This window comes from Blautia sp. St.27G3 (assembly GCF_059728505.1).
On record NZ_BAAGFO010000002.1, the window covers coordinates 224,935 to 245,365 of the forward strand.

Consider the following 20,431-nt stretch of genomic DNA (forward strand, 5'->3'; position numbering starts at 1 on the left):
TGTCTACTGAAGCCTCCAGCCGGGATAATATTTATTTCTGACACTTCCGTTTACGTATTTTCCCCATCCAAGGCCAAAGCCATCTACACAGATGAGTATCCATCCTTTTTGTTTCTGCGCTGCCTCTTCTTCTGTGGTCAGCTCCAGCGTTTCTCCCTTCAGATACCGAAGTACCCTTGTGTCTGAAGCACTTAAATTCAAAACACAGGGAAAGGAGGATGCGTCAAGCAGCATCGCGAGAGCCTGGGAAGGTTCAAAACGTTTGCTTTTGAAAGTTCCGAGAAGGATTCCGGTGCGTAGATATCGAATCTTTTGCGGCAAATGGTATGGCGGCAGTAGGAAACACTGTTCTCCAAGCTGTGCAAAAACAAAGCTTTTTTGAAATTTTTCCGGCAACTGCTGCAAAAAGTCTCTTACTTCCTCTGGTATTTTACTGTGATTTTTACGCAGCTCACTCTCTGAATACAATGCAAGAGACGCATTTTCTGTATGCTTTTTTGTATGAGATTCCGTTGTCTGGTTGCTCTGTATTTCCGCTTCCGTCAAAGCGGAACGCTTTCTCATAAGCGCAAAAAAATGGCCTTCTCCTTTGATCTTATGCGGCCAGAGTCGAATGCTCTTTTCACATGGCGCTTTCCCGGATGAAAATCCGTCCGTCAGCTCAGGCTGTACCAGTTCCAGCTCCGGGTATCGCAAAAGCACGGCAGCGACTGTTTCTTCATCCTCGGCCTCTGAGAAGGTACACGTTGAATAGGCAAGCAGCCCGCCCGGCTTTAGCATCTGCACCGCACAGTCAAGAATCTCCAGCTGTAAAGGTATGTATGTCTCGGGCCCCCGTTCCTCCCATGCTTCCATGAGGGAATGATCTTTGCGGAACATTCCCTCTCCGGAGCAAGGCGCATCCACCAGAATCTTATCAAAGCAACAACCAAACTGTTCCAGTAGTTTCTGAGGGGTTTCCGCTGTGATACAACAGTTGGCAGAACCCCAGACAGCAAGGTTTTTCACAAGCGCTTTTGCTCTGCTGGCGCTGACGTCATTTGAAATCAGAAGTCCGCTTCCCTGAAGCCTTGATACCAGTTCCGTTGATTTTCCACCCGGTGCTGCGCACAGATCGAGTACAATATCTCCTTCTTCGATGGGAAGTCTCGCAGCCGGCAGCATGGCGCTTGGTTCCTGGACGTAATAAAGTCCTGCAAAATAATACGGATGTTTGGTTGCATGTTCGTCTTTGTGATAGTAGAAGCCGTTTTCGCACCATGGTACTGGTGACAAGTGAAATGGTATCTTTGATAAAAAATCTTCTACGGATATTTTTCCGGTATTTACCCGGATTCCACTGTATTCTTCATCGGAAAAACAAGCCAGAAAAGAATCAAATTCCTCTCCGAGCTGTTTTTTCATCCGATCCATAAAAGTCTTCGGAAGTACTGGTATCACTTACGTTTCCTCCATTGAGAAGGACTGCGCCCGGTAGCCCTCCGCGATAATATCCAGCTCTCTGCCAAAGCGATTCAGCTGGTCAATGTCATTCAGTTCGTAAATGCGATAAAATTCATCCTGGATTTTCAGTACCTCCCGCTCATTGGCGATTCCGTATAGATTCTGAAGATTATTCAGAATATCAGAGACCAGCTTTGTATGTATTTGGAAGGAATTCTGGGCATCCATAATCTCACTGCGCACAAAGGACATTTCATTGTCAAGCGCAATAATTGCATTTGCCGCATTCATCAGTTTTTCACGGATATGATCCGGGATATTTTTCTTGTATTTATACTGTAAGGAGTGCTCGATGGTAGACCAAAAATTCATGGCCAGCGTGCGGATCTGAATCTCGACTTTTATCTTCCTGCTTCCCTGCAACGTCTGTACCTCATAATGGACGATCATATGATAGCTGCGGTATCCGCTGTCTTTCATATGATTGATATAATCGCGCTCCTTGATAACTTCCATGTCCGTTCGCCTGCGGATAATTTCCACAACCTTTTCAATATCCTCCACAAACTGACAGATGATGCGGACGCCGGCTATATCGACAAGCTTATCTTCAATCTCGCTGATGTAAATTCTTTTCTTCTGTGCTTTATCCAAAATACTAGCAATTGTTTTTACGCGTCCCGTTACCTGCTCAATCGGGCAGTACTGCCCCTGGTTCCGGTGTTCTTGCATCAAATGCTCAAATTTTACAATGAGCTCTTTTACTGCCAGATCATATGGAGTCAATATCTCACGCCATAACTGTATTTCCATAGGTTACCTCCAGTCGGACTGTGTCCGCATCACTTACCCGGTGATCCCGGAATCGTGGTTAGCCTTAAATAAATATAATAACATATTTATACACAAGTTGCAATGAATCGTTTACACCTCAATACAGGTCTAAATCTTCTTAAAAATAATTTTTAACCAATTACTTGTTGCCGGTATTTTACAAATATTGCCGCACATAATTCAAAATCCAGTAAGGATTCACACTGAGTTCCTCGTACTCCTCTGTGCAAATATAAATCCCAAGATGCAGGTGTACATCGAATTTTCCCCTGGTTCCCTCCGGACCGTAGCCGGTATCTCCCATTTTGCCAAGGACGGTTCCGGCCGTGACCACATCTCCTTCCTGAAAATCACGGCTGTATTGGTCAAGATGCGCATAATAAAAATAACCGCCGGAAGGACTTCTTATTCCAATCCGCCAGCCTCCCTTTTCCAGCCATCCGACTTTTTCGACAACTCCGTCCGTCATACTGACAACCGGATAATGGCCTGGTATATTTTCGGAAGGCATTAAGTCAGTCCCCTCATGGCCACGTTTTCCACCATAATTTCGTTCAAACATCCAGCTGTTTTCAAATGTAATATCATTTGACGGAACCGGAAAACATTCAATATCATTCCAGATTGCGCCATATGCAGATGCAAGTTTTTCATAACCTTCACTGTTGTATTTCAGCATCTGATACTTCCATTTAAGATACGCGGATTCATCCAAGCCGTATTCTCCTGAAAAGGGATGTCCCGGTGAAATACAGTTCCCGATCAGCATCAGTTCTCCGGGTGTCAACTGAGAGTTCTGTGACAGCTCAAAAAAAGGCTGCAGTTCCATTTCTGCCAGCCGCTGTTCACGAAACGAGGAAGCATCCGGCGCCACATAGGTCAGCCTGATTGCGATACTCTGCTGATATATAATTTGTGAAAGCCAGGAGGAAGTCAGAAACAACAGAAAGATCAACAGAAGGTAATGCAGAAATTGTTTGAAATTTTTCATTGCCAGGTACTCCGAAAAGGCTTCCTTCTATATATATGAACGGGCACAGACAGATAGACCATGTATATTCTTGCTTGTTTCCTACATATGTTAAAAGGACATGATCTTTTGAGGTTTGCCATGCTCCTGCCAGGCCTTTTTATTTTCTTTCTCTATCTTCTCTTTTTTCCGGAAAACGCACTGGAAAGTACGCGTGCCGGACTGCTTTTATGGTATCATTCTGTACTTCCTGTATTGTTTCCTTTTATGCTGGTAAGCAGCCTCCTTCTGAAATTTGGTCTGATGGAACATGTCCCGGCCAGACTGACCAGGCCCTTTGAGAAAATTCTTGGTGTGAGTGTACACGGAGCATTTGCAGTATTAATTGGTTTTCTCTGTGGCTTTCCCATGGGAGCAAAAATAACTTCCGATCTTCAGGCAGAGGGAAAAATAAGTGAACGTGAAGCACATTATCTGTATGGTTTCGTCAATAATGTGAGCCCGGCTTTTCTTTTGTCGTATGTTTCTGTCAGTCAGATGGGGCTTCCGCAGTATAAATTACTTTTTTTGATGAACATTCTCGGTACCGCGCTGCTTTATGGATATGTTACCTCAAAAAACCTCAGAAAGGGCCATTCCGTGTCGCAGCCTGTTGTTCTTCATGCACTTGATCTTGCCGGAACCTATGAGATCATTGACAGCTGTATCTATGGCGCTGTTCTAAATACCGTAAAACTGGGCGTTTATATAACGGTATTTAAAATTATAAGCGATGCGGTCCTTGCTGTTCTCCCTTCCGGTAATCCGATCCTTCTGTTTCTTGGCGCATCCATTGAAGTGACCGGAGGCGTTCATCTGCTTGCTGTCTCACAGTTGTCCGTACATGTAAAATTTGTTCTGGTAAATGCACTCTGTGCATTCGGCGGACTGTCTGCTCTGGCACAGACCGTTTCCATTGCCGGACTGAAAGAAAAAACACTTTTTTATTATATAAAAAGCAGGGTAATGATTACCCTGCTCACGATCGCTTTTTCAATTTTTTCGATTCTATTCCTGAGGATCTTCCGGCTCTGACGGCACAGAAGTATAACTTGACGGCGCTACCTGCGGTGAAAGCTCTGCACGGTTTTTGCTGACAATATCGTAACAGGACTGAATGGAATTAATAAAATTATTATATTTACTGCCGGCAGCTTCGATGGAATGGCTCATGATCTTCTCAAGATTGTCCAGCATCTCGTCTGTATAGTGAATCGCGCTCATACGGATGTTGTTGGAATCTTCCGTGGCTTTGTCCATAATCTCCTGTGCCTGTGCATTCGTCTGTTCAATCAGCTGATTAGACTGTTGCAAAGCCACCTGCATCACTTCGCTCTCGCTCACGATCTTCTGCGCCTGCGCCTGTGCTTCTGCGATGATGTTATCAGCCTTCGTCTGTGCATCTTCCAAAATAGCATCCTTATTGCTGATAATCTTCTGGTAACGCTTAATTTCATCCGGTGTTTTCATCCGAAGTTCTCTGAGAAGTTCCTCCAATTCCTCTTTATTTACCACAATCTTTGTGGACGAAAGAGGCTGAAATTTACAGCTGTCGATAAATTCCTCAATTTCTTCAATAATCTGTTCAATCCTGCTGCTCATAGTGCTCTCTCCTTATTAATTATACTTTACTTATACCCTTCTTCTTTTGTTCAATTTTGCGGTAGACAAGCTCTGCAATAGAAAATGGAACAAAGCCTGATATGTCTCCTCCATACCACGCCACTTCTTTGACGATTGTTGAGCTTATGTACGCATAGTTCAGTTCTGTTGCAAGAAACAGTGTATCTACGGTATGATCAATGCTCCGGTTTGTCTGAGCCATCTGCAATTCATATTCAAAATCAGTTACGGCACGAAGTCCTCTGACGATGAAAGAAGCCTCACATTTTCTGACAAATTCAACAGAAAGACCGGAAAAAGACTCTACCCGGACATTCGGAATATGGCTGGTCACATCCTCTAACATTTTAACACGTTCCCCAACGGAAAACAACGGTGTTTTCACATTATTGTTCAGTACACCGACCACCAGCTCGTCCACCATTGCTGCTGCACGCTCGATGATATCAAGATGACCTTTTGTCACAGGGTCGAAACTTCCGGGATATACCGCACGCTTCATGAACGCTCCCCTTCCAGTATTTTTAAAAAAACATGCATGTTTGTCTTATATTCTTTTACACGCACCACTTCAAATCCCAACTGTGATGCATAAGAAAAATCAGTACCGAGCGACGCCTCTGTGATAAACAGTGTTTCCTGATTGACAAAGGTTGGCCGATGCATGGAAAAATATTCTAAAACATCCCGTTCCAGATTTTTTCCGTAAGGCGGGTCCATAAACACGATCTGATATGGCGCCTGTCCGGCCATTCTGGAAAAAGCAGAAAATACATCACATTGCAGCAAATCTGCCTGTGCATCCAGATGCGTAAAGGTCAAATTCTCCCGAATACATTGTGCCGCCGCTTTATTCTGTTCAATAAAGCAGGCATGAACCGCTCCACGACTTAAGGCTTCTATCCCGATCCCTCCGCTTCCACTGAAAATATCCAGAAAACGGCATTCATATATATCATTTTGCAGTATATTAAACAGCGTCTCTTTGATTCGGTCTGTGGTTGGCCTTGTATCCATTCCAGGCACTGTCTTAAGCGGAAGTCTCCGCGCTGTTCCAGCTATAACTCTCATATATCATCCTTAATGTATAGACTATTCTGAATTATTATAAAGATTCCTACGAATCATGTCAATACGGAACAGACATTCTGCCGATTCACGTTTTTTTCATGAAAAAAAGAATGAAAACAATTTGCAACAATTTCCAGTTTATATCTTTCACAGTTGCATATACTAGAAGTGCAGTAAAGAACTGCATTAAAAAAAATCGACAGATAAAAAAAGAACTGAAAACAAAGGAGGCGTTTGATATGTCATCAACAAACACAACAGCAGTACCGGAAGCAAAGAGTGCATTAGACCGTTTTAAATTTGAAGTAGCAAATGAACTGGGTGTGCCGCTTACAAACGGCTACAACGGAAACCTGACATCCAAGCAGAATGGTTCTGTTGGCGGATATATGGTAAAGAAAATGATCGAGGCGCAGGAGCGTCAGATGTCCGGTAACACTCAGATGTCCGGAACTACTCAGACATCCGGCACGATGATGTAACTTTCTTAAAGTACAAAAAAGAAGCAGTCACAACAGGGCTTTTAAATTAAAAGTTATGCTGTGAGAAAAAGACGGAGCAAATACTTCCTGTATCTGCCCCGTCTTTTCAGTGTCAGGAAAAGGATTAGATACCAATGCTTCCTGTCACATCGTTATTCAACACATAATAAACCATGTTCTCTTCCGGCTTCACATAAAGCGTTACGGATTTCAGGTCCCCCGTTTTCTGCTTCATATCTTTCGTCCAGATTTCTTTTACGCGCTTCATCAAGTCGTTCTGATTGATCTCTTTCCCAAGATACTGAAGATAGACCGTTTCCTTTACTGCTGCTTTTTTGGCCGGAGCTGCTTTTTTTGCTGCTACCGCCTTCTTTGCCTCAGTTTTTACTTCCTCCGCCTTTTTTTCCATAATCTCTGCTGCTCCGGCTACTGTTTCTGTGGCAGCTTTCACTGCTTTGCGTGTCACTTTTCTGGCTGTCTTAGGCGCTTCCTTTACTTCGGCAACTACCTTCTCCGCAGTTTCTTTTGCTGCAATTTCTGCATCTTTTACGATTTTCTTCATTCTAAAAATCCCTCCTGAAAGTGAAGCTTACGACTTCTCTGCATTTCCTTTTTTAGTATATGCGCAAACTCAGCTTAATTCTTTCCTTTGAATCATAAACCAAAAACGGGAGCAGTGCAAGTCAAAAATACGGACGATTCCATCAAAACTTCGTGACATATAGCCAAAACAAAAGGGACAAAATTGGTCATTATTGCCAATGATTTTGCCAATATAAACCAGATCATATCAGAAACAGCATCCCGATAATGAACACAGGCAAATCTCCGCGCAACAGGCAAGATCCGGAATCAAATACGTTCCATAATCGGTTCTGTTGTCACCTGAAGGCCAAGCTTGCGCAGCGTACTCAAATCCACCTTGGAAAGTCTGGTAGAACAATGAAGCTGGCATCCGCGAAGCATGGGGATGCAGTCGAGTGCACGCTGCGCCATCACGCTTTCTGCGGCGCTGATCGAAAGTGCGATCAACGTCTCATCCGTATGAAGGCGCGGGTTTCTGCTTCCAAAATACTGAGTCTTCAATTTCTGAATCGGCTCAAGCGCTTTTGCCGAAATCAGAAGATGCTCATGTTCAATACCGGCCAGTTTTTTTAATGCATTCAAAAGAACGGCAGAACAAGGTCCGAGTAGCTTTGAAGTCTTTCCGGTCACGATACCTCCGTCAGCCAGCTCAATCGCTGCCGCACTTCTCTGCAGCCGGTCTGCCAGTTCATTGGCCTCCTTTGCACATGGTCGGTCCTTTGGTGTCATACCGAGCTGCTGCAGGAGGAATTCAATTTTAAACAATTCGTCATCAGTCGCTTCCATGTCAGCTTTTCGAAGCATGGATTCGTAGTAACGCCTTATAATCTCCTGCTTTGACGCCTCACAGCAGGCCTCATCATCAACAATACAGTACCCCGCCATGTTGACTCCCATATCTGTGGGAGAATTATAGGGGCTTTTTCCGAAAATACGCTCAAACATTGCATAAAGAACCGGGAAAATCTCAATATCCCTGTTATAATTTACCGTAGAGATCCCGTAAGCGCTCAGATGAAAGGAATCTATCATGTTTACATCATTCAAATCCGCAGTTGCTGCTTCATAAGCAAGATTGACCGGATGGGAAAGTGCAAGATTCCAAACTGGAAAAGTCTCAAATTTTGCATAGCCGGCGCGTATTCCACGTTTGTGCTCATGATAGAGCTGAGAAAGGCAGGTGGCCATTTTTCCACTTCCCGGTCCCGGGGCTGTCACGACAACGAGCGGACGGGTTGTTTTGATATAGTCGTTCTTTCCATAACCCTTTTCACTTACAATCAGAGATATGTTTTTCGGATATCCTTCGATTTTATAATGGCAGTAAACCGGAATTCCCTGATTCTCAAGTTTGGTTTTAAAGGAAATAGCCGTTCCCTGATTATGGTATCTGGTCAGAACAACACTGCCAACGTAAAGTCCGTGGGAGCGGTAAATTTCAATCAAACGCAATACATCGAGATCGTAGGTAATTCCAAGATCTGCACGAACTTTGTTTTTTTCAATGTCTTCTGCGTTAATAACGATGATAATCTCAGCCTGCTCCCGGAGCTGTAACAGCATCTGAAGTTTACTGGAAGGCGCAAATCCCGGAAGAACCCGGGAAGCATGATAATCGTCAAACAGCTTTCCGCCAAATTCCAGATAAAGCTTGTTGTCAAACATGGAAATCCGTTCTTTGATCTTTTCAGATTGCATTTGCAGATACTTTTGGTTATCAAATCCTGTTTTCATTCTGTACCTCGTTTTTAATTTTGTCTCATAAATTGGATACGGTTTTGGCCACCGCATCCTGCTCTCTGACAGTATACGACATTTTGAACAGAATAGCCATCGCTTTCTTTCAGTCATTATTCCTAAAAAAAGCAAAATAATTATTGATTTTTTAGAAATTTCTGATATACTTAATATGTATAAATTTGGTTCAATATATTTTGAAAGGTTTGATGAAAATGAATATCGGTTTTATCGCACACAACAACAGAAAAACTCTGATCGAAAATTTCTGTCTCGCATACAAGTATATTCTTTCAAAGCACAGGCTCTATGCGACAGGAACTACGGGACGGAGAATTGAAGACGTTACAAATCTGAAGGTTTACAAATTCCTTCCGGGAAGCGTTGGCGGCGACAAGCAATTCATTGATATGATCGAACGAAACTGTATGGATATGGTCATCTTCTTCTACAATCCGCTGGAGACAAGTCCAAATGCGCCTGATATTTACGCGATCACCCGCTGTTGTGACGAATACAACATCCCCATTGCAACGAATATTGCAACCGCAGAATCTCTTGTTTTGGGGCTTGCACGCGGAGATCTTGACTGGAGGCTGAATATCCGCTCGGATGATTTTTAAGTGTGAACTCTGCAATGTCTTAAATATAAAAAATAAAAACGCACAAACAAAAACAGGCAAAGCACTTTTTAACAACAAAAAATGTTTTGCCTGCTTCTATTTATAAATTCAGATGGTCACTCTGATGCCGGATGAGAAGGTCAAAATGCGTGCGCAGTCTCTGATGTCCTGGCTCTTTCAACTCAGGGTCCTCTGAAAGAATGATTCCTGCCGCTTCGTTGGCCTGCTGAAGCGCCTCCGCATCCGTATAGATATCCGCAAGTGTAAAATCCAGCATACCACTTTGTCGTACGCCAAACAAATCTCCCGGCCCGCGCAGCTGCATATCACGGTTTGCAATTTCAAAACCATCGTTTGATTTGCACAGAATATCAAGCCGCTCCCGGATCGCTTTTCCTTCTATTGCATGCAGAAAAATGCAGTATGACTGATCGCAGCCTCTGCCAACGCGTCCACGCAGCTGATGAAGCTGCGCAAGTCCGAAGCGCTCTGCATTTTCAATCATCATCACTGTCGCGTTCGGTACATTGACCCCCACTTCTACGACTGTCGTTGATACAAGCACCTGAATTTCATTTGCAAGAAAACGGCCCATGATCTCATTTTTCTGAGAAGGCTTCATTTTTCCATGCAGATATTCCACGCATATTCCATCCGGAAGTTCACGCCGAAGCACTTCTGTGTAATTAATCACATCTTCTGCCTCAATCGCTTCACTTTCATCTACCATCGGACAGATCACATATGCCTGATGGCCCTGCGCTACCTGATTTTTTATAAATTCGTATGCCTTTTTCCGGTATCCTGTATTTACCACGCAGTTTTTAATCGGCAGGCGGTTCGCCGGCATCTCATCAATGACCGATATATCCAGATCACCGTACAAAATTACGGCAAGCGTCCTCGGAATCGGCGTGGCGCTCATAACGATAGTATGCGGCATTTCTCCTTTCATGGAAAGCAGCTCCCGCTGCCTTACGCCAAACCGGTGCTGTTCGTCTGTAATCACAAGCGCCAGATTTTGATAAATCACTTTTTCCTGGATCAGCGCATGTGTACCAACGACAACGGATGCCTCTCCGGATGCAATTTTAGCATAAGCCTCCCGTTTTTGCTTTGCAGTCATAGAACCGGTGAGCAAAACAACTTCAAAAGAGAACCCATTTTTTGCAAACAGCTCCTGCAATGAGGTATAATGCTGCCTTGCAAGCACCTCGGTCGGCACCATCAATGCACCCTGATATCCGCTGTCCGCAGCCATCAGAAGTGCAAGAATTGACACGATGGTCTTTCCGGAACCGACGTCTCCCTGAATCAGCCTTGCCATCACAGTATCTCCGGTCATTTCCTGTTCCATTATGTTCCAGACCCGAAGCTGTGCGTTTGTCAGTTTATAAGGAAGATTGTTGAGCAAAACCTGTGTTTTTTCACTTTTTTTAATCTGAAAGTGATTTGCCGCTTTTTCCCGGACAGATTTCAGACTCCGAAGCTGCAGAATAAAAAAGAAGAATTCATCAAAAACAAGCCGTTTCCTTGCCAGCAGCATAGCATGATAGTCTTTCGGAAAATGTATCTGTTCAATTGCAAAATTATATTCTGAAAGCTGATAGCGGCTGCGAATCTCTTCCGGCAGATAATCCGTCAGTAAAGATTTGTGCGCAAGGACCTGACGCACTGCTTTTTGAATCATCTGGCCTGTTAACCCTTTGACAAGCGTATAAATGGGCAAAAGTGCTCCAGAAAGTCCTTTGTATTGTTCTACATGAAAAACAGCCGGCTGCTCCATGAGCAGCCGATTGCCTTTTGTTTTTATTCTTCCCCGGAATATGTAGGGAACTCCGCTTCGAAGCTGGTTTTTTAAGAACGGCATATTGAACCAAGTTGCCGCCATGACCTCATTTCCATCACTGCATAATGCGGTGGAAATAGAAAGCCCGCGAATGTACCGTGTGGCAGGAGGCGCTGTAAGCTGCACAGCCACAGCTGCCACCTCTCCCTCTGATAGTGCGCGAATTTCTTTTGGTGGTTCGTAAGCTTCATAGGTTCTGGGATAATGTGTAATCAAATCTCTTAAATTTTCAATGCCGGTTTTCTGAAAAACCTGCTTCGTCTTTTCCCCGATCCCTTTCAGGCAATCGAGGGAGTCCTCTAATTCCATAGTCGTATCCTATTCTGCTGAAATAATATAATAGTAAATCGGCTGGCCGCCGAAATTCAATTCGATATCAAAATCTCCGTACTGCTCTTCCAATTTGTCGCGCAGTACCTGTGCTTCTTCCTCACCGATATCTTCTCCGTAATAAATACTGATCAGCTCTGTGTCATCATCCACCATCTGAGCAACCGTATCAAGCGCCACCGCATTGATTTCTTTGCCAACAGATAAAATCGCATGATCACCGACGCCCATAATATCTCCGGCATGGATGGTCTTATCATCTATGTGTGTGTCTCTGACAGCATACGTAAGCTGTCCTGTTTTCACACGGGCAATCTCTTCTTCCATGACCGCCGCATTTTCCTCTGCGGACTTCTCCGGTACATAGTTGATGACTGCCGTAATTCCCTGCGGAATGGTCTTTGTAGGAATCACAATGATATTTTTGTCCTCCGTCAGTTCTTTCGCCTGATTGGCTGCAAGAATAATATTTTTATTGTTCGGAAGAATGAAAATATTATCTGCGTTTACTTTTTCGATTGCATTCAGCATATCCTCTGTACTCGGATTCATCGTCTGGCCGCCTTCAATCAGATAATCCACACCAAGATCCCGGAAAATATCAGCAATTCCCTCGCCGATGGAGACAGAAATAAAACCGGTTGCTTTGCGCTGCGTGCTTTCAGCCTTTGCCGGAGCTGTCCGGGCTGTATCAGCTGCAGCCTGCTTCTCTGCTTCTTTGATTACTTTTTCCTGATGCTCCTCACGCATATTGTCAATTTTCATTTTGGTCAGAGAACCGTAGGTCAGCGCTCTTTGAATTGCAAGCCCCGGATCATTTGTATGCACATGAACCTTCACAATGTCGTCATCCGATACAACTACGATAGAATCGCCGATGGATTCCAGAAACGCCTTAAAGTCAAGCTCTGTATTCTCTGTGTACTCTTTTTCGAGCATAATGATAAATTCTGTACAGTAACCGAATTTAATATCAGCTGTAGAAATCTCTGACGACTGTGTGCTCGAAGCAACCGGCGCACCTGACTGCACTTTTGTATCTTCAATCAGGTAGTTTACTTCTTTTCCTGCAAATGCATCAGCGGCGCCCTTTAATACCTGCAATAGTCCCTGGCCACCGGAATCTACCACACCCGCTTCTTTCAGGACTGGAAGCATCTCCGGTGTCCGATTCAAGACTTCTTCTGCCCTCTTTATCACTTCTGAAATCAGCACGTCCAGTGTTGTGTCCGGGTTTTCTTCCAACAGTTCCACTGCACGGTCAGCAGCGCCTCTGGCAACGGTAAGAATCGTTCCTTCTTTTGGTTTCATAACAGCCTTGTAAGCTGTCTCTACTGCTTTTTGAAATGCAGCTGCAAGCGTTGCCGCATTGATTTCCCGTTCTTCCTTAATGACCTTCGTAAAGCCTCTGAGCAGCTGGGATAAGATAACGCCTGAATTTCCTCTCGCACCGCGCAGTGAACCGGAAGAGACGGCCTTTGCAAATGTCTCCATCGTAAGCGTTTCGAGTGCAACTACCTCACGCGCTGCGGACATAATCGTAAGAGTCATATTGGTACCTGTATCTCCGTCAGGAACCGGAAAAACATTCAGCTCGTTAATCCACTCCTTTTTTGACTCCAGATTTTGGGCACCGGCCAGAAACATTCTGGCGCAAAGAGATGCATCTATCGTATTTATACTCACTGGTAGTTCCTCCTTAATCAATCACTCTGACGCCTTCAACAAACATGTTGATTTTCTCGACTTCCATACCGGTAAATTCTTCTACACGATATTTTACATTTCCAAACAGATTGTCTGCTACAGCAGAAATACTGACACCGTAAGATACGATAACATGAAAATCTATTGTAATTCTGTTTTCCTCAATCCGGACACTCAGACCGCGTTCAAGGCTGTCTCGTTTGAGAAGCCTAACCAGTCCGTCTTTCATATTAACAATCGCCATACCTACAATACCAAAACATTCTACTGCAACACTGCCTGCATAGGTAGCGATCACACCAGGATCGATTACGATCGATCCAAGCTCATTGCTCATACGTCCTTTCATAAACAAGAACCTCCATCTATTTATTGTCTCGTTAATCACAATGTACTTCTGAGGATAAAAGCCTGGCATCAAAATGGCACAAAACTCCCTGTCATGCCCTGCTCTCTACGTATTCTAACAGAAAAGCAGGCGCTTGCAAAGATAGTTTTTTCCAATTATTAAAATAATTTATGATTTTCGCATTTTCCGCTTGCAAAATATTGTTATATCTGGTAGAATAATCGTGCTGTGAGTCTATATCGTGAGGGTAGACTTAATTTATTTCAAGGAGGTGCGGTCATGGCTAAATGTGCTATTTGTGATAAAGCTGTTCATTTCGGAAACAATGTGAGTCATTCTCATAGAAGAAGCAACAAAATATGGAAAGCCAATATCAAACATGTAAAAGTTAAGGTTAATGGTGCTGCTCAGAAGATGTATGTTTGTACTTCTTGTCTGAAATCCGGCAAAGTTGAACGAGCTTAATCATGTTTTATGCGTGGAATTCAAAATGATTTTATAAGATGTCCCGTCATATGAAATTTCAGATTTTGAAGTTTGATATGACGGGGCATCTTTTTTTCAAAAACCCTTTTTTCAGAACCCGTATCATAGGAAAATGGACAAATCAAGGGGCGATTTTTTATAGCCCACCGTTTTTGTCCATTTCCGTGATCTGTTCGCAGTTCAGATTCCAACTCTATGCTACGAGCATTTATATAGTTTCCTACACTTAACATACAAAAAGATTATATCCGAGCAGCAACAGAAAAAGTATCAACAGTATACTGAAAAAGATACTTTCAATAAACAATTCGATTACCATTCCCACCGCGATCCAGAATAACGTATAGCCGATCAGCCTGCGCATATGATACTTTTTCCTTTTCTTATTATCATATGCAGCGATGCATGATTTTAGAAAGTTGTCTCTTCTTTGGAAGCATTATGAATTGCCTCATCCACATTGGGGTTGGTCTTTGGCTCTGATTCCGTGCTCCTTCCGGCTGCGAACTTATTTACAAAATCAGGAACCATATCAAGAATTTTCGTCACACTGTCCTGATTTTTTACATTGACCAGCTTTGTCGTTCCATTTTGAATTACAAGAACTGCGCTTGGAGAAATTTTACCACCCATTCCTCCACCGCCATTGTTTTTTCTTTCTTCGGTTTTTGCGGAAGCTGCGACACCAAAAGAAACGTCCACAAGCGGAAGAATGATCGTCTCACCAACCGTGACCGCATCTCCGACCACCGTTTTGGTTGTAATAAAATTCTCCATTCCTTTAAATAATGATTCTACCGTATTCTGAAAATTTTCAGCCATATTTTTTCTCCTCTCATCTGACCCTATATTTTGAAAATTACCAATCATTACACTCGTTTTTTCAAATACCGGATGATTCGCCGCAGCTTTTTATCCCGAAATGCTTTCCATGCAGCATATACAAGATGGCACATGCGGATTCTTCCCCGAACATCTATCTGCGTCTCAAAAACTACTTCATCGAACGTCGGCTGTATCAAAAAATCATCTGCTTTGGCCGGAAGGATTAAATACAAAATTCCTGTCAAATATGCAGTAATCATAGGATCTCCGGTACCGAAATGCATAAAGCCTTTGATTCTGCGCGGTTTATAATGATGCAACAGATATTTTACATATCCGGCAGCATTTCCAAAAACTTCCCGCGCCTCCAGCTCTTCCATAAGTTTCAAAGTCTGCCCTGGTTTCGCGACGATACTGCCGATTTTCGACCACAACCGCCGAAATCCGTTTATCGTTTGCCGTATTTTTTCCGGCAGGGAAGATAAAAAAACAATTAAAGCTCTGATATTTCCGTAAATGATTTTAATAAAATCCCGGATTTTCTGCCAAAGGGACCCTTTTTTATCTTCTGATCTATCTTCTATATCCTCTGCCTTTGAAAGAAACGTATCAGCTGTATGATCTATTTTAGAAACAAATGTCTCTGGCGTATTGCTATTGTTTGAAATCGGTGTTTCTATAGCATCCTTCTTTTCCAAACTGAAAGTCTCTGTGGTATCGTCTGTCTCCGAAATCAGCGTTTCTGTCAGATTAATGGATTTCGAAACAACCTCTGCTTCCTCTTTCTGTGATCTGTATTTGCGTTGTTGTCTTTGCTGTTTCGTCCTTTTGCGTTTTTGAGCTTTGCGAACCTTTTTATTTCCAGGAATAGGCAACCGCATTCCGAACAGCCGAATGGCCAGCAAGAATCTCCTGGAATGATCTACGGAAAAAGTCACACTAACCACACGAAACAACCAGCTTATTTTTACTTTGCCTTCTGTCCTGCCTGCCTGCTTTTCCGCTTGTACCTGATATCGGACAGAACAGAAAAGAACTGCAAACAGCAAGACCAGAAGAAACAGGAGCAGGAATCCCAGAAGAATCCCGATCACTTTTAGTATACCCAGAATAATGTGCAGCATATTCTCCTGTACCCTCTCTTAACTCAGTTATTTCCAAAAGTTACTGTTTCCTGTCAAATTTTGATATGGTACGTTCAAAATATCCTCGCAGATCTGCGCCGCCCGTCTGCCTAAATACCTCTTCTGTAATCTGCTGCAACAACTCCAGCATCTCCGCTCTCCCACAGCCAAGCCCGATAATCATAGGTACCATCCGTTTCTTGTACCAGAATTTTAAATTCCATGCCGGAATAATTTCAAGCTGATTTTTTTCTCCCAAAGGCAACGTGAGCAGATACGTATTAGCTGGAGTCTTCCCAGTTTCAAGCTTTCGAATCAAAACTTCTCTTTTCTTTTCTGCTTTTTTCCCCACATACAGGTTCGGATACCAGTTCATAGTTTACCTCTTCTATCTTAAAGTCTCAGATATTTTTTATTTTTATTTATTCTGACATCCTGTGTGTTTAAAATGCCGACATTCCGCAACAGGCGAAATCCCGGCATTCAGTGGTCAAAAGTATTTTTTGCTTCCCCAGAGATTATTCTTTTTCAAATTCAGATACTCACTGTAGGCTTTTTCCAAAATCATCTTCTCGTTTGTAAATTTCAGAAGATGGTACGCCTCGTGATACTTATAATACCCTGAGTCAATAAAATACTCCTCTCGCTGTGGTTTGCTGTAATAGCTGTCTGCCATCATCAGATACCAGTGGACATCCTTCGCTACGGTATCTTCCGGAACATTAAACGTATACTGGCTCTTGCCGATATATTTAATGATGGAAGCCCGAACGCCAGTCTCCTCTAATACCTCCCTGGCAGCCGTCTCCTGGAACTCCTCGCCTTCCTCTACCGTACCCTTCGGCAGCACCCAGCCTTCATACTTGTTTTTATAGCTCTTGTACAAAACAAGTATCTTCCCCCTGAATATCACCACACCGCCACAGCTTGTTGCCTCAATCATTGCAATCCCTCCTGTTTGCGTTGTGCCACAAATGACTGCAAACAGTATAACTCTTTTTCACAGATCACGCAACAGGAAATAAATTCGCCTGATTAATATCCAAAAATATTGTAATACATTTCAAAAATTTTAGCAGCAATCGGTACAGCCGTTTCACTTCCGGTTCCACCGTTTTCTGCAATTACGGCAACTACCAGATCCGGGTTCTCCACATTTGAAAAGCCTACAAACCAGGAATGCGTACCTACGCTGCCATTTGACACATACTCTGCAGAGCCGGTTTTACCGGCCACTGAAAAATTATACCATGCAAGCGAAGAAGCCGTACCATTGTTTACTGTCTCCTGCATATACTCAGTCAGAAACCGCGCTTCTTCCGTCGTCATAAGCCGCTTATACTTGGAAGGGCTTGTCTTTGACACCGTGTCCCCGTCATACGTCTCAATCCGTTCTACACAGTATGGGCGCATCATAATTCCGCCATTTGCGACCGTTGCAGTTAAAAGCGCCATATGAAGCGGTGTTACAAGCGTTTCACCCTGGCCGATCGCTGTTGTCATCTGATCCCCGTAGGAATCATTTGCCTCAAGATTAAACTGTGAGGTACTGTGCTGCATCGGGGCTGGAAGGGTCCGATTGAATAAAAATTCCTCGCAAAGTGAACGGAAATCCGTATTATCCAAATCCATCCCGATCGATGCAAAAGCAGTGTTGCATGAATGGGCAAAAGCACTCTTCAGGTCTTCTGTCCCATGCACCTTGCTGTTATTACAGTTAATCGTAACATTATCTACCGTGATTTTGGAGGTACAATCATATTGGAATCCGCGAAATTCCCCCGGCTTCTGACGCATATACGCCAAGGTTGTGAGAATTTTAAAAGTCGATCCCGGCGGGTACAATCCCTGGGTTGCCCTGTTTAAAAGTACACTGCTCGTATTGTCTGTGACAAGACTTTCCCATATTTGCGCAATGGAGTTCGGATCAAAATCAGGTTTGGAAACCATAACCAAAATTCTGCCTGTATCTGGTTCCAATGCAACCACCGCTCCATTATAAGAACCAAGCGCTTCATAGGCCGCGTTCTGTAATGCTGCATTCAATGTAACAACCACAGAATCTCCACGCATCTTTTCATTTTTTGATTCATCTTTAAGCTGCGTCAGCACAGAAGCATGGCACGATAGCAAATCTGAATTACAGCTTGCCTCCAGGCCAGACCTTCCATTGGAAGAATACCCTATAACGTGTGAAAAAACATTAGCGTACGGATATACACGCGTTTCTTCACCGCTTTCTGACACCTCTGTTTTTGCCAAAACGCTTGCGTCCGAGGATATAATAGAACCACGGATATATTTGTCAATATTTGCATCCTGTTTTGTATTATAAGAACTGGAATTCAGCTCATCAGCCTTGAAAACATTCAAATAGGAAAGATACCCAATCATCAGTAAAAAAAGAAATACAAAGGTATACGTCACAATACCAAGTTCCGTGTTGCGGCCCTTTCCCGTTACAGGCTCAGGCTCCTGCTCAAAGTAAACTTCCTTTACCCTGAGCGGTATTTTTTTCCCACTGTGTGCCTTTTCCGTTTTATCTGTATGGTGTATCGTATCCGTCGTACTCGAACTCATCCCACGTTCCTGCGTATCCGTCGTCTTCGAACGCTTCCGGGTTTCCTGCGTATCTGCCGTCTTCGTACGTTTCCGGCCTTCTTGCGTATTTGTTGTGCGCGTTCGTGTTCTGCGAGCCTGGGTATCCTTCCTGTCGGAATGCATCGCGCATTCCTCCGTATCCCTCATCCGCGTACGTGTTTTCCGCTCTTCCATATCCGCTGTCTGTGTACGTCTCCTGTTTTCTTCCGGGTTTCGGTCGTCCATACGCATTCTGCGGGTCTTCGTATTGGTTTTGTCTGTATGGTCCCTGTTCCCTGCCATATCGGTTTCCTCCATATCTGTCATATGATGCATTCGGATCTTCATATTCATGTTCGGCATATTCGCCCGTATAGGCTATGTTTTCACCATACGCGCCATAATAGCCTCCATTTTGCTGCTGATAAAGCTGTTGTTCCTGTAACATGCGCTTTTGCTCGCTTTTTACTTCTTCATCCCGCTGCAGCATATACAGTCCTTGCACGATAGAAAACATAATTAATGTGCTGAGTACGGAACTGCCGCCATAGCTGACGAGCGGAAACGTCACTCCAGTCAGTGGAATCAGCTTAATCCCGCCTCCTACAGTCAGAAACACCTGTGCCGCGTACGTGGAACCAAGTCCAACTGCCACCAGACGATAAAAACGGTTCGTGAGCTGCATAGATATATTTACAAACATAATAAAACAGCTCATACACACGAGAATCAGGCAGATACTGAAAATACTGCCAAGTTCCTCTGAAATTGCAGAAAACATCATATCCTGTTCCACAAAAGGAATGGCGCCTGGTGATCCCTGTCCAAGACCTGTGCCAAACCATCCTCCGGCGCTGATTGCAAACAGTGACTGGCAGATCTGATAACCGCCACCTTGATAATCTTGAAACGGGTCCTGCCATGCCTCAACTCTGACACGCACATGGTTAAAAAGAAAATAAGCGCCGACCGCAGCCACTGAACCAGACAAAATCCCTGCCAACACATAAAAGGGATTCTTCGTAGAAACAAACAGCATCACCAGATACGTAATAAAAAAGATCAATGCACTTCCCAGGTCTTTTGATACTACCAGAATCAGGACATGGAGCGCTGCTAGTCCTGTTGCAATTACAATGCGCCGGAAATCTCTGGCGTGAGTCAGAAGCCCTGCAATCGCAAACACATAGATAATTTTGACAAATTCCGAGGGCTGAATCGAAATCCCGCCTATGGTAAATGACAGCTTTGCCCCATACGTTGACCGGGCGGCAATCGCCACAAGGGCAAGCAAACCAATCCCTACCAAGGTATACAGCCAGTACATTTTTGTAATAAAACGCAGTTTTCGAATAATAACCGGAATTAACAACGCAACTACCGTAGCAAACACGGCAATCTTAAACTGCTTGATGCTCTGATCGTAGGACAGCCTCGTAATCATAATAAAGCCCACACAGAGCAGCATACACATATTATTGATCACAAGCCTCGATGCAAGCGGGTAAAGGTTTTTAAACAGTACCAGAACCGCTGCCAGATAGATTACCTGTGCACCATAAAAAAGAAGCACCGTTGTCTCTGAGATGTTCAGAAACAATACCATAAACGCCACAAAATGCATCATAAACATAAGCATATTCTGCCGCATAAAAAGGTATTCTCTGGCCTCATCATCCTTTTTGTGAAATACTGTATAGCTTTGAAACGTATACAGGGCCATCAGAATAATAATAAGATATTTTGAAACCTGAATGATAAGATTCGTCATATA

At 43.6% G+C, this 20,431-nt stretch carries 21 protein-coding genes; 4 read left to right on the forward strand and 17 right to left on the reverse strand.

The window, feature by feature from the left end; all coding sequences use genetic code 11:
* Positions 1-3: 3 nt before the first annotated feature.
* From AC6I2O_RS10690 to AC6I2O_RS10700, 3 genes are all read right to left on the reverse strand, one after another.
* On the reverse strand, positions 4-1,440 hold the full coding sequence (locus AC6I2O_RS10690; protein ID WP_497742633.1) for an RsmB/NOP family class I SAM-dependent RNA methyltransferase: 1,437 nt from the start codon (positions 1,438-1,440) through the stop codon (positions 4-6).
* Positions 1,441-2,256: a GTP pyrophosphokinase gene (locus AC6I2O_RS10695; protein WP_120392080.1), complete on the reverse strand. Its 816-nt coding sequence runs from the start codon at positions 2,254-2,256 to the stop codon at positions 1,441-1,443.
* Positions 2,257-2,434: 178 nt separating this feature from the next.
* Positions 2,435-3,268, reverse strand: a complete 834-nt coding sequence (locus tag AC6I2O_RS10700) for a M23 family metallopeptidase (RefSeq protein ID WP_497742634.1) — start codon at positions 3,266-3,268, stop codon at positions 2,435-2,437.
* Positions 3,269-3,376: 108 nt separating this feature from the next.
* On the opposite strand from AC6I2O_RS10700, the gene AC6I2O_RS10705 reads away from it, so the two are divergent.
* Positions 3,377-4,321, forward strand: a complete 945-nt coding sequence (locus AC6I2O_RS10705; protein WP_497742636.1) for a hypothetical protein — start codon at positions 3,377-3,379, stop codon at positions 4,319-4,321.
* Here AC6I2O_RS10705 and AC6I2O_RS10710 read toward each other — a convergent pair.
* The 3 genes from AC6I2O_RS10710 to rsmD are packed head-to-tail and all read right to left on the reverse strand — an operon-like array spanning position 4,295 to position 5,980.
* Positions 4,295-4,888 (reverse strand): ATP synthase subunit B family protein, encoded by a 594-nt coding sequence (locus tag AC6I2O_RS10710; RefSeq protein WP_120392082.1) that lies wholly within the window; start codon positions 4,886-4,888, stop codon positions 4,295-4,297. The two genes, AC6I2O_RS10705 and AC6I2O_RS10710, sit on opposite strands and share 27 nt — an antisense overlap.
* 19 nt (positions 4,889-4,907) lie before the next feature.
* Complete coding sequence (coaD, locus tag AC6I2O_RS10715) at positions 4,908-5,411, reverse strand: pantetheine-phosphate adenylyltransferase (protein ID WP_497742637.1); 504 nt, start codon at positions 5,409-5,411, stop codon at positions 4,908-4,910.
* Positions 5,408-5,980 carry a 16S rRNA (guanine(966)-N(2))-methyltransferase RsmD gene (rsmD, locus tag AC6I2O_RS10720; RefSeq protein ID WP_497742638.1) on the reverse strand — a complete coding sequence of 191 codons (573 nt, stop codon included), beginning with the start codon at positions 5,978-5,980 and terminating at the stop codon, positions 5,408-5,410. Before rsmD ends, coaD begins: the two co-directional genes overlap by 4 nt.
* A gap of 239 nt (positions 5,981-6,219) precedes the next feature.
* On the opposite strand from rsmD, the gene AC6I2O_RS10725 reads away from it, so the two are divergent.
* Positions 6,220-6,462 carry an alpha/beta-type small acid-soluble spore protein gene (locus AC6I2O_RS10725; RefSeq protein ID WP_120392313.1) on the forward strand — a complete coding sequence of 81 codons (243 nt, stop codon included), beginning with the start codon at positions 6,220-6,222 and terminating at the stop codon, positions 6,460-6,462.
* Between the two features lie 124 nt (positions 6,463-6,586).
* On the opposite strand, the gene AC6I2O_RS10730 is transcribed toward AC6I2O_RS10725, so the two are convergent.
* Positions 6,587-7,024, reverse strand: coding sequence for a DUF6465 family protein (locus AC6I2O_RS10730; RefSeq protein WP_120392085.1), 438 nt, complete (start codon positions 7,022-7,024; stop codon positions 6,587-6,589).
* 290 nt (positions 7,025-7,314) lie between these two features.
* On the reverse strand, positions 7,315-8,781 hold the full coding sequence (locus tag AC6I2O_RS10735; RefSeq protein WP_497742639.1) for a DUF1846 domain-containing protein: 1,467 nt from the start codon (positions 8,779-8,781) through the stop codon (positions 7,315-7,317).
* Positions 8,782-8,999: 218 nt separating this feature from the next.
* Here AC6I2O_RS10735 and AC6I2O_RS10740 point away from each other — a divergent pair, with 218 nt between their 5' ends.
* Positions 9,000-9,407, forward strand: a complete 408-nt coding sequence (locus AC6I2O_RS10740; RefSeq protein WP_120392314.1) for a methylglyoxal synthase — start codon at positions 9,000-9,002, stop codon at positions 9,405-9,407.
* 100 nt (positions 9,408-9,507) lie between these two features.
* On the opposite strand, the gene recG is transcribed toward AC6I2O_RS10740, so the two are convergent.
* From recG to AC6I2O_RS10755, 3 genes are read right to left on the reverse strand one after another with little or no spacing between them, the layout of a single operon-like run.
* The gene (gene recG / locus AC6I2O_RS10745; protein ID WP_120392087.1) at positions 9,508-11,565 is read right to left on the reverse strand and encodes an ATP-dependent DNA helicase RecG; all 2,058 of its coding nucleotides are present in this window, start codon (positions 11,563-11,565) and stop codon (positions 9,508-9,510) included.
* A gap of 9 nt (positions 11,566-11,574) precedes the next feature.
* On the reverse strand, positions 11,575-13,272 hold the full coding sequence (locus tag AC6I2O_RS10750; protein ID WP_497742640.1) for a DAK2 domain-containing protein: 1,698 nt from the start codon (positions 13,270-13,272) through the stop codon (positions 11,575-11,577).
* 13 nt (positions 13,273-13,285) lie between these two features.
* A complete protein-coding gene (locus tag AC6I2O_RS10755) occupies positions 13,286-13,642 on the reverse strand; it encodes an Asp23/Gls24 family envelope stress response protein (RefSeq protein WP_120392089.1) in 357 nt (118 codons plus the stop codon).
* Between the two features lie 279 nt (positions 13,643-13,921).
* On the opposite strand from AC6I2O_RS10755, the gene rpmB reads away from it, so the two are divergent.
* A complete protein-coding gene (gene rpmB, locus AC6I2O_RS10760; protein WP_120392090.1) occupies positions 13,922-14,107 on the forward strand; it encodes a 50S ribosomal protein L28 in 186 nt (61 codons plus the stop codon).
* Between the two features lie 432 nt (positions 14,108-14,539).
* Here rpmB and AC6I2O_RS10765 read toward each other — a convergent pair whose 3' ends face one another.
* The 6 genes from AC6I2O_RS10765 to AC6I2O_RS10790 all read right to left on the reverse strand — a co-directional run bounded on the left by AC6I2O_RS10765 (position 14,540) and on the right by AC6I2O_RS10790 (position 20,428).
* Entirely contained in the window at positions 14,540-14,950 is a 411-nt protein-coding gene (locus AC6I2O_RS10765; protein WP_120392092.1) for a GerW family sporulation protein, read from the reverse strand.
* Positions 14,951-14,997: 47 nt separating this feature from the next.
* Positions 14,998-16,077, reverse strand: coding sequence for a DUF2953 domain-containing protein (locus AC6I2O_RS10770; protein WP_497742641.1), 1,080 nt, complete (start codon positions 16,075-16,077; stop codon positions 14,998-15,000).
* 40 nt (positions 16,078-16,117) lie between these two features.
* On the reverse strand, positions 16,118-16,453 hold the full coding sequence (locus tag AC6I2O_RS10775; protein WP_120392094.1) for a hypothetical protein: 336 nt from the start codon (positions 16,451-16,453) through the stop codon (positions 16,118-16,120).
* 114 nt (positions 16,454-16,567) lie between these two features.
* The gene (locus AC6I2O_RS10780) at positions 16,568-17,020 is read right to left on the reverse strand and encodes an NUDIX hydrolase (RefSeq protein ID WP_120392095.1); all 453 of its coding nucleotides are present in this window, start codon (positions 17,018-17,020) and stop codon (positions 16,568-16,570) included.
* A gap of 92 nt (positions 17,021-17,112) precedes the next feature.
* Complete coding sequence (locus tag AC6I2O_RS10785) at positions 17,113-18,657, reverse strand: peptidoglycan D,D-transpeptidase FtsI family protein (protein WP_497742642.1); 1,545 nt, start codon at positions 18,655-18,657, stop codon at positions 17,113-17,115.
* Entirely contained in the window at positions 18,617-20,428 is a 1,812-nt protein-coding gene (locus tag AC6I2O_RS10790; protein ID WP_497742643.1) for an FtsW/RodA/SpoVE family cell cycle protein, read from the reverse strand. The genes AC6I2O_RS10785 and AC6I2O_RS10790 overlap by 41 nt, the downstream gene beginning before the upstream one ends.
* Positions 20,429-20,431: the final 3 nt, after the last annotated feature.

What these genes read in the sequence shown, in the direction of transcription:
- rsmD (WP_497742638.1), bottom strand. Translation starts at nt 5,980, where the DNA reads ATGAGAGTTATAGCTGGAACAGCGCGGAGACTTCCGCTTAAGACAGTG.
- AC6I2O_RS10775 (WP_120392094.1), bottom strand. Translation starts at nt 16,453, where the DNA reads ATGAACTGGTATCCGAACCTGTATGTGGGGAAAAAAGCAGAAAAGAAA.
- AC6I2O_RS10785 (WP_497742642.1), bottom strand. Translation starts at nt 18,657, where the DNA reads ATGAGTTCGAGTACGACGGATACGATACACCATACAGATAAAACGGAA.
- AC6I2O_RS10725 (WP_120392313.1), top strand. Translation starts at nt 6,220, where the DNA reads ATGTCATCAACAAACACAACAGCAGTACCGGAAGCAAAGAGTGCATTA.
- AC6I2O_RS10710 (WP_120392082.1), bottom strand. Translation starts at nt 4,888, where the DNA reads ATGAGCAGCAGGATTGAACAGATTATTGAAGAAATTGAGGAATTTATC.
- AC6I2O_RS10695 (WP_120392080.1), bottom strand. Translation starts at nt 2,256, where the DNA reads ATGGAAATACAGTTATGGCGTGAGATATTGACTCCATATGATCTGGCA.
- AC6I2O_RS10780 (WP_120392095.1), bottom strand. Translation starts at nt 17,020, where the DNA reads ATGATTGAGGCAACAAGCTGTGGCGGTGTGGTGATATTCAGGGGGAAG.
- AC6I2O_RS10790 (WP_497742643.1), bottom strand. Translation starts at nt 20,428, where the DNA reads ATGACGAATCTTATCATTCAGGTTTCAAAATATCTTATTATTATTCTG.
- rpmB (WP_120392090.1), top strand. Translation starts at nt 13,922, where the DNA reads ATGGCTAAATGTGCTATTTGTGATAAAGCTGTTCATTTCGGAAACAAT.
- recG (WP_120392087.1), bottom strand. Translation starts at nt 11,565, where the DNA reads ATGGAATTAGAGGACTCCCTCGATTGCCTGAAAGGGATCGGGGAAAAG.
- AC6I2O_RS10770 (WP_497742641.1), bottom strand. Translation starts at nt 16,077, where the DNA reads ATGCTGCACATTATTCTGGGTATACTAAAAGTGATCGGGATTCTTCTG.
- AC6I2O_RS10740 (WP_120392314.1), top strand. Translation starts at nt 9,000, where the DNA reads ATGAATATCGGTTTTATCGCACACAACAACAGAAAAACTCTGATCGAA.
- AC6I2O_RS10700 (WP_497742634.1), bottom strand. Translation starts at nt 3,268, where the DNA reads ATGAAAAATTTCAAACAATTTCTGCATTACCTTCTGTTGATCTTTCTG.
- coaD (WP_497742637.1), bottom strand. Translation starts at nt 5,411, where the DNA reads ATGAAGCGTGCGGTATATCCCGGAAGTTTCGACCCTGTGACAAAAGGT.
- AC6I2O_RS10765 (WP_120392092.1), bottom strand. Translation starts at nt 14,950, where the DNA reads ATGGCTGAAAATTTTCAGAATACGGTAGAATCATTATTTAAAGGAATG.
- AC6I2O_RS10730 (WP_120392085.1), bottom strand. Translation starts at nt 7,024, where the DNA reads ATGAAGAAAATCGTAAAAGATGCAGAAATTGCAGCAAAAGAAACTGCG.
- AC6I2O_RS10755 (WP_120392089.1), bottom strand. Translation starts at nt 13,642, where the DNA reads ATGAAAGGACGTATGAGCAATGAGCTTGGATCGATCGTAATCGATCCT.
- AC6I2O_RS10735 (WP_497742639.1), bottom strand. Translation starts at nt 8,781, where the DNA reads ATGAAAACAGGATTTGATAACCAAAAGTATCTGCAAATGCAATCTGAA.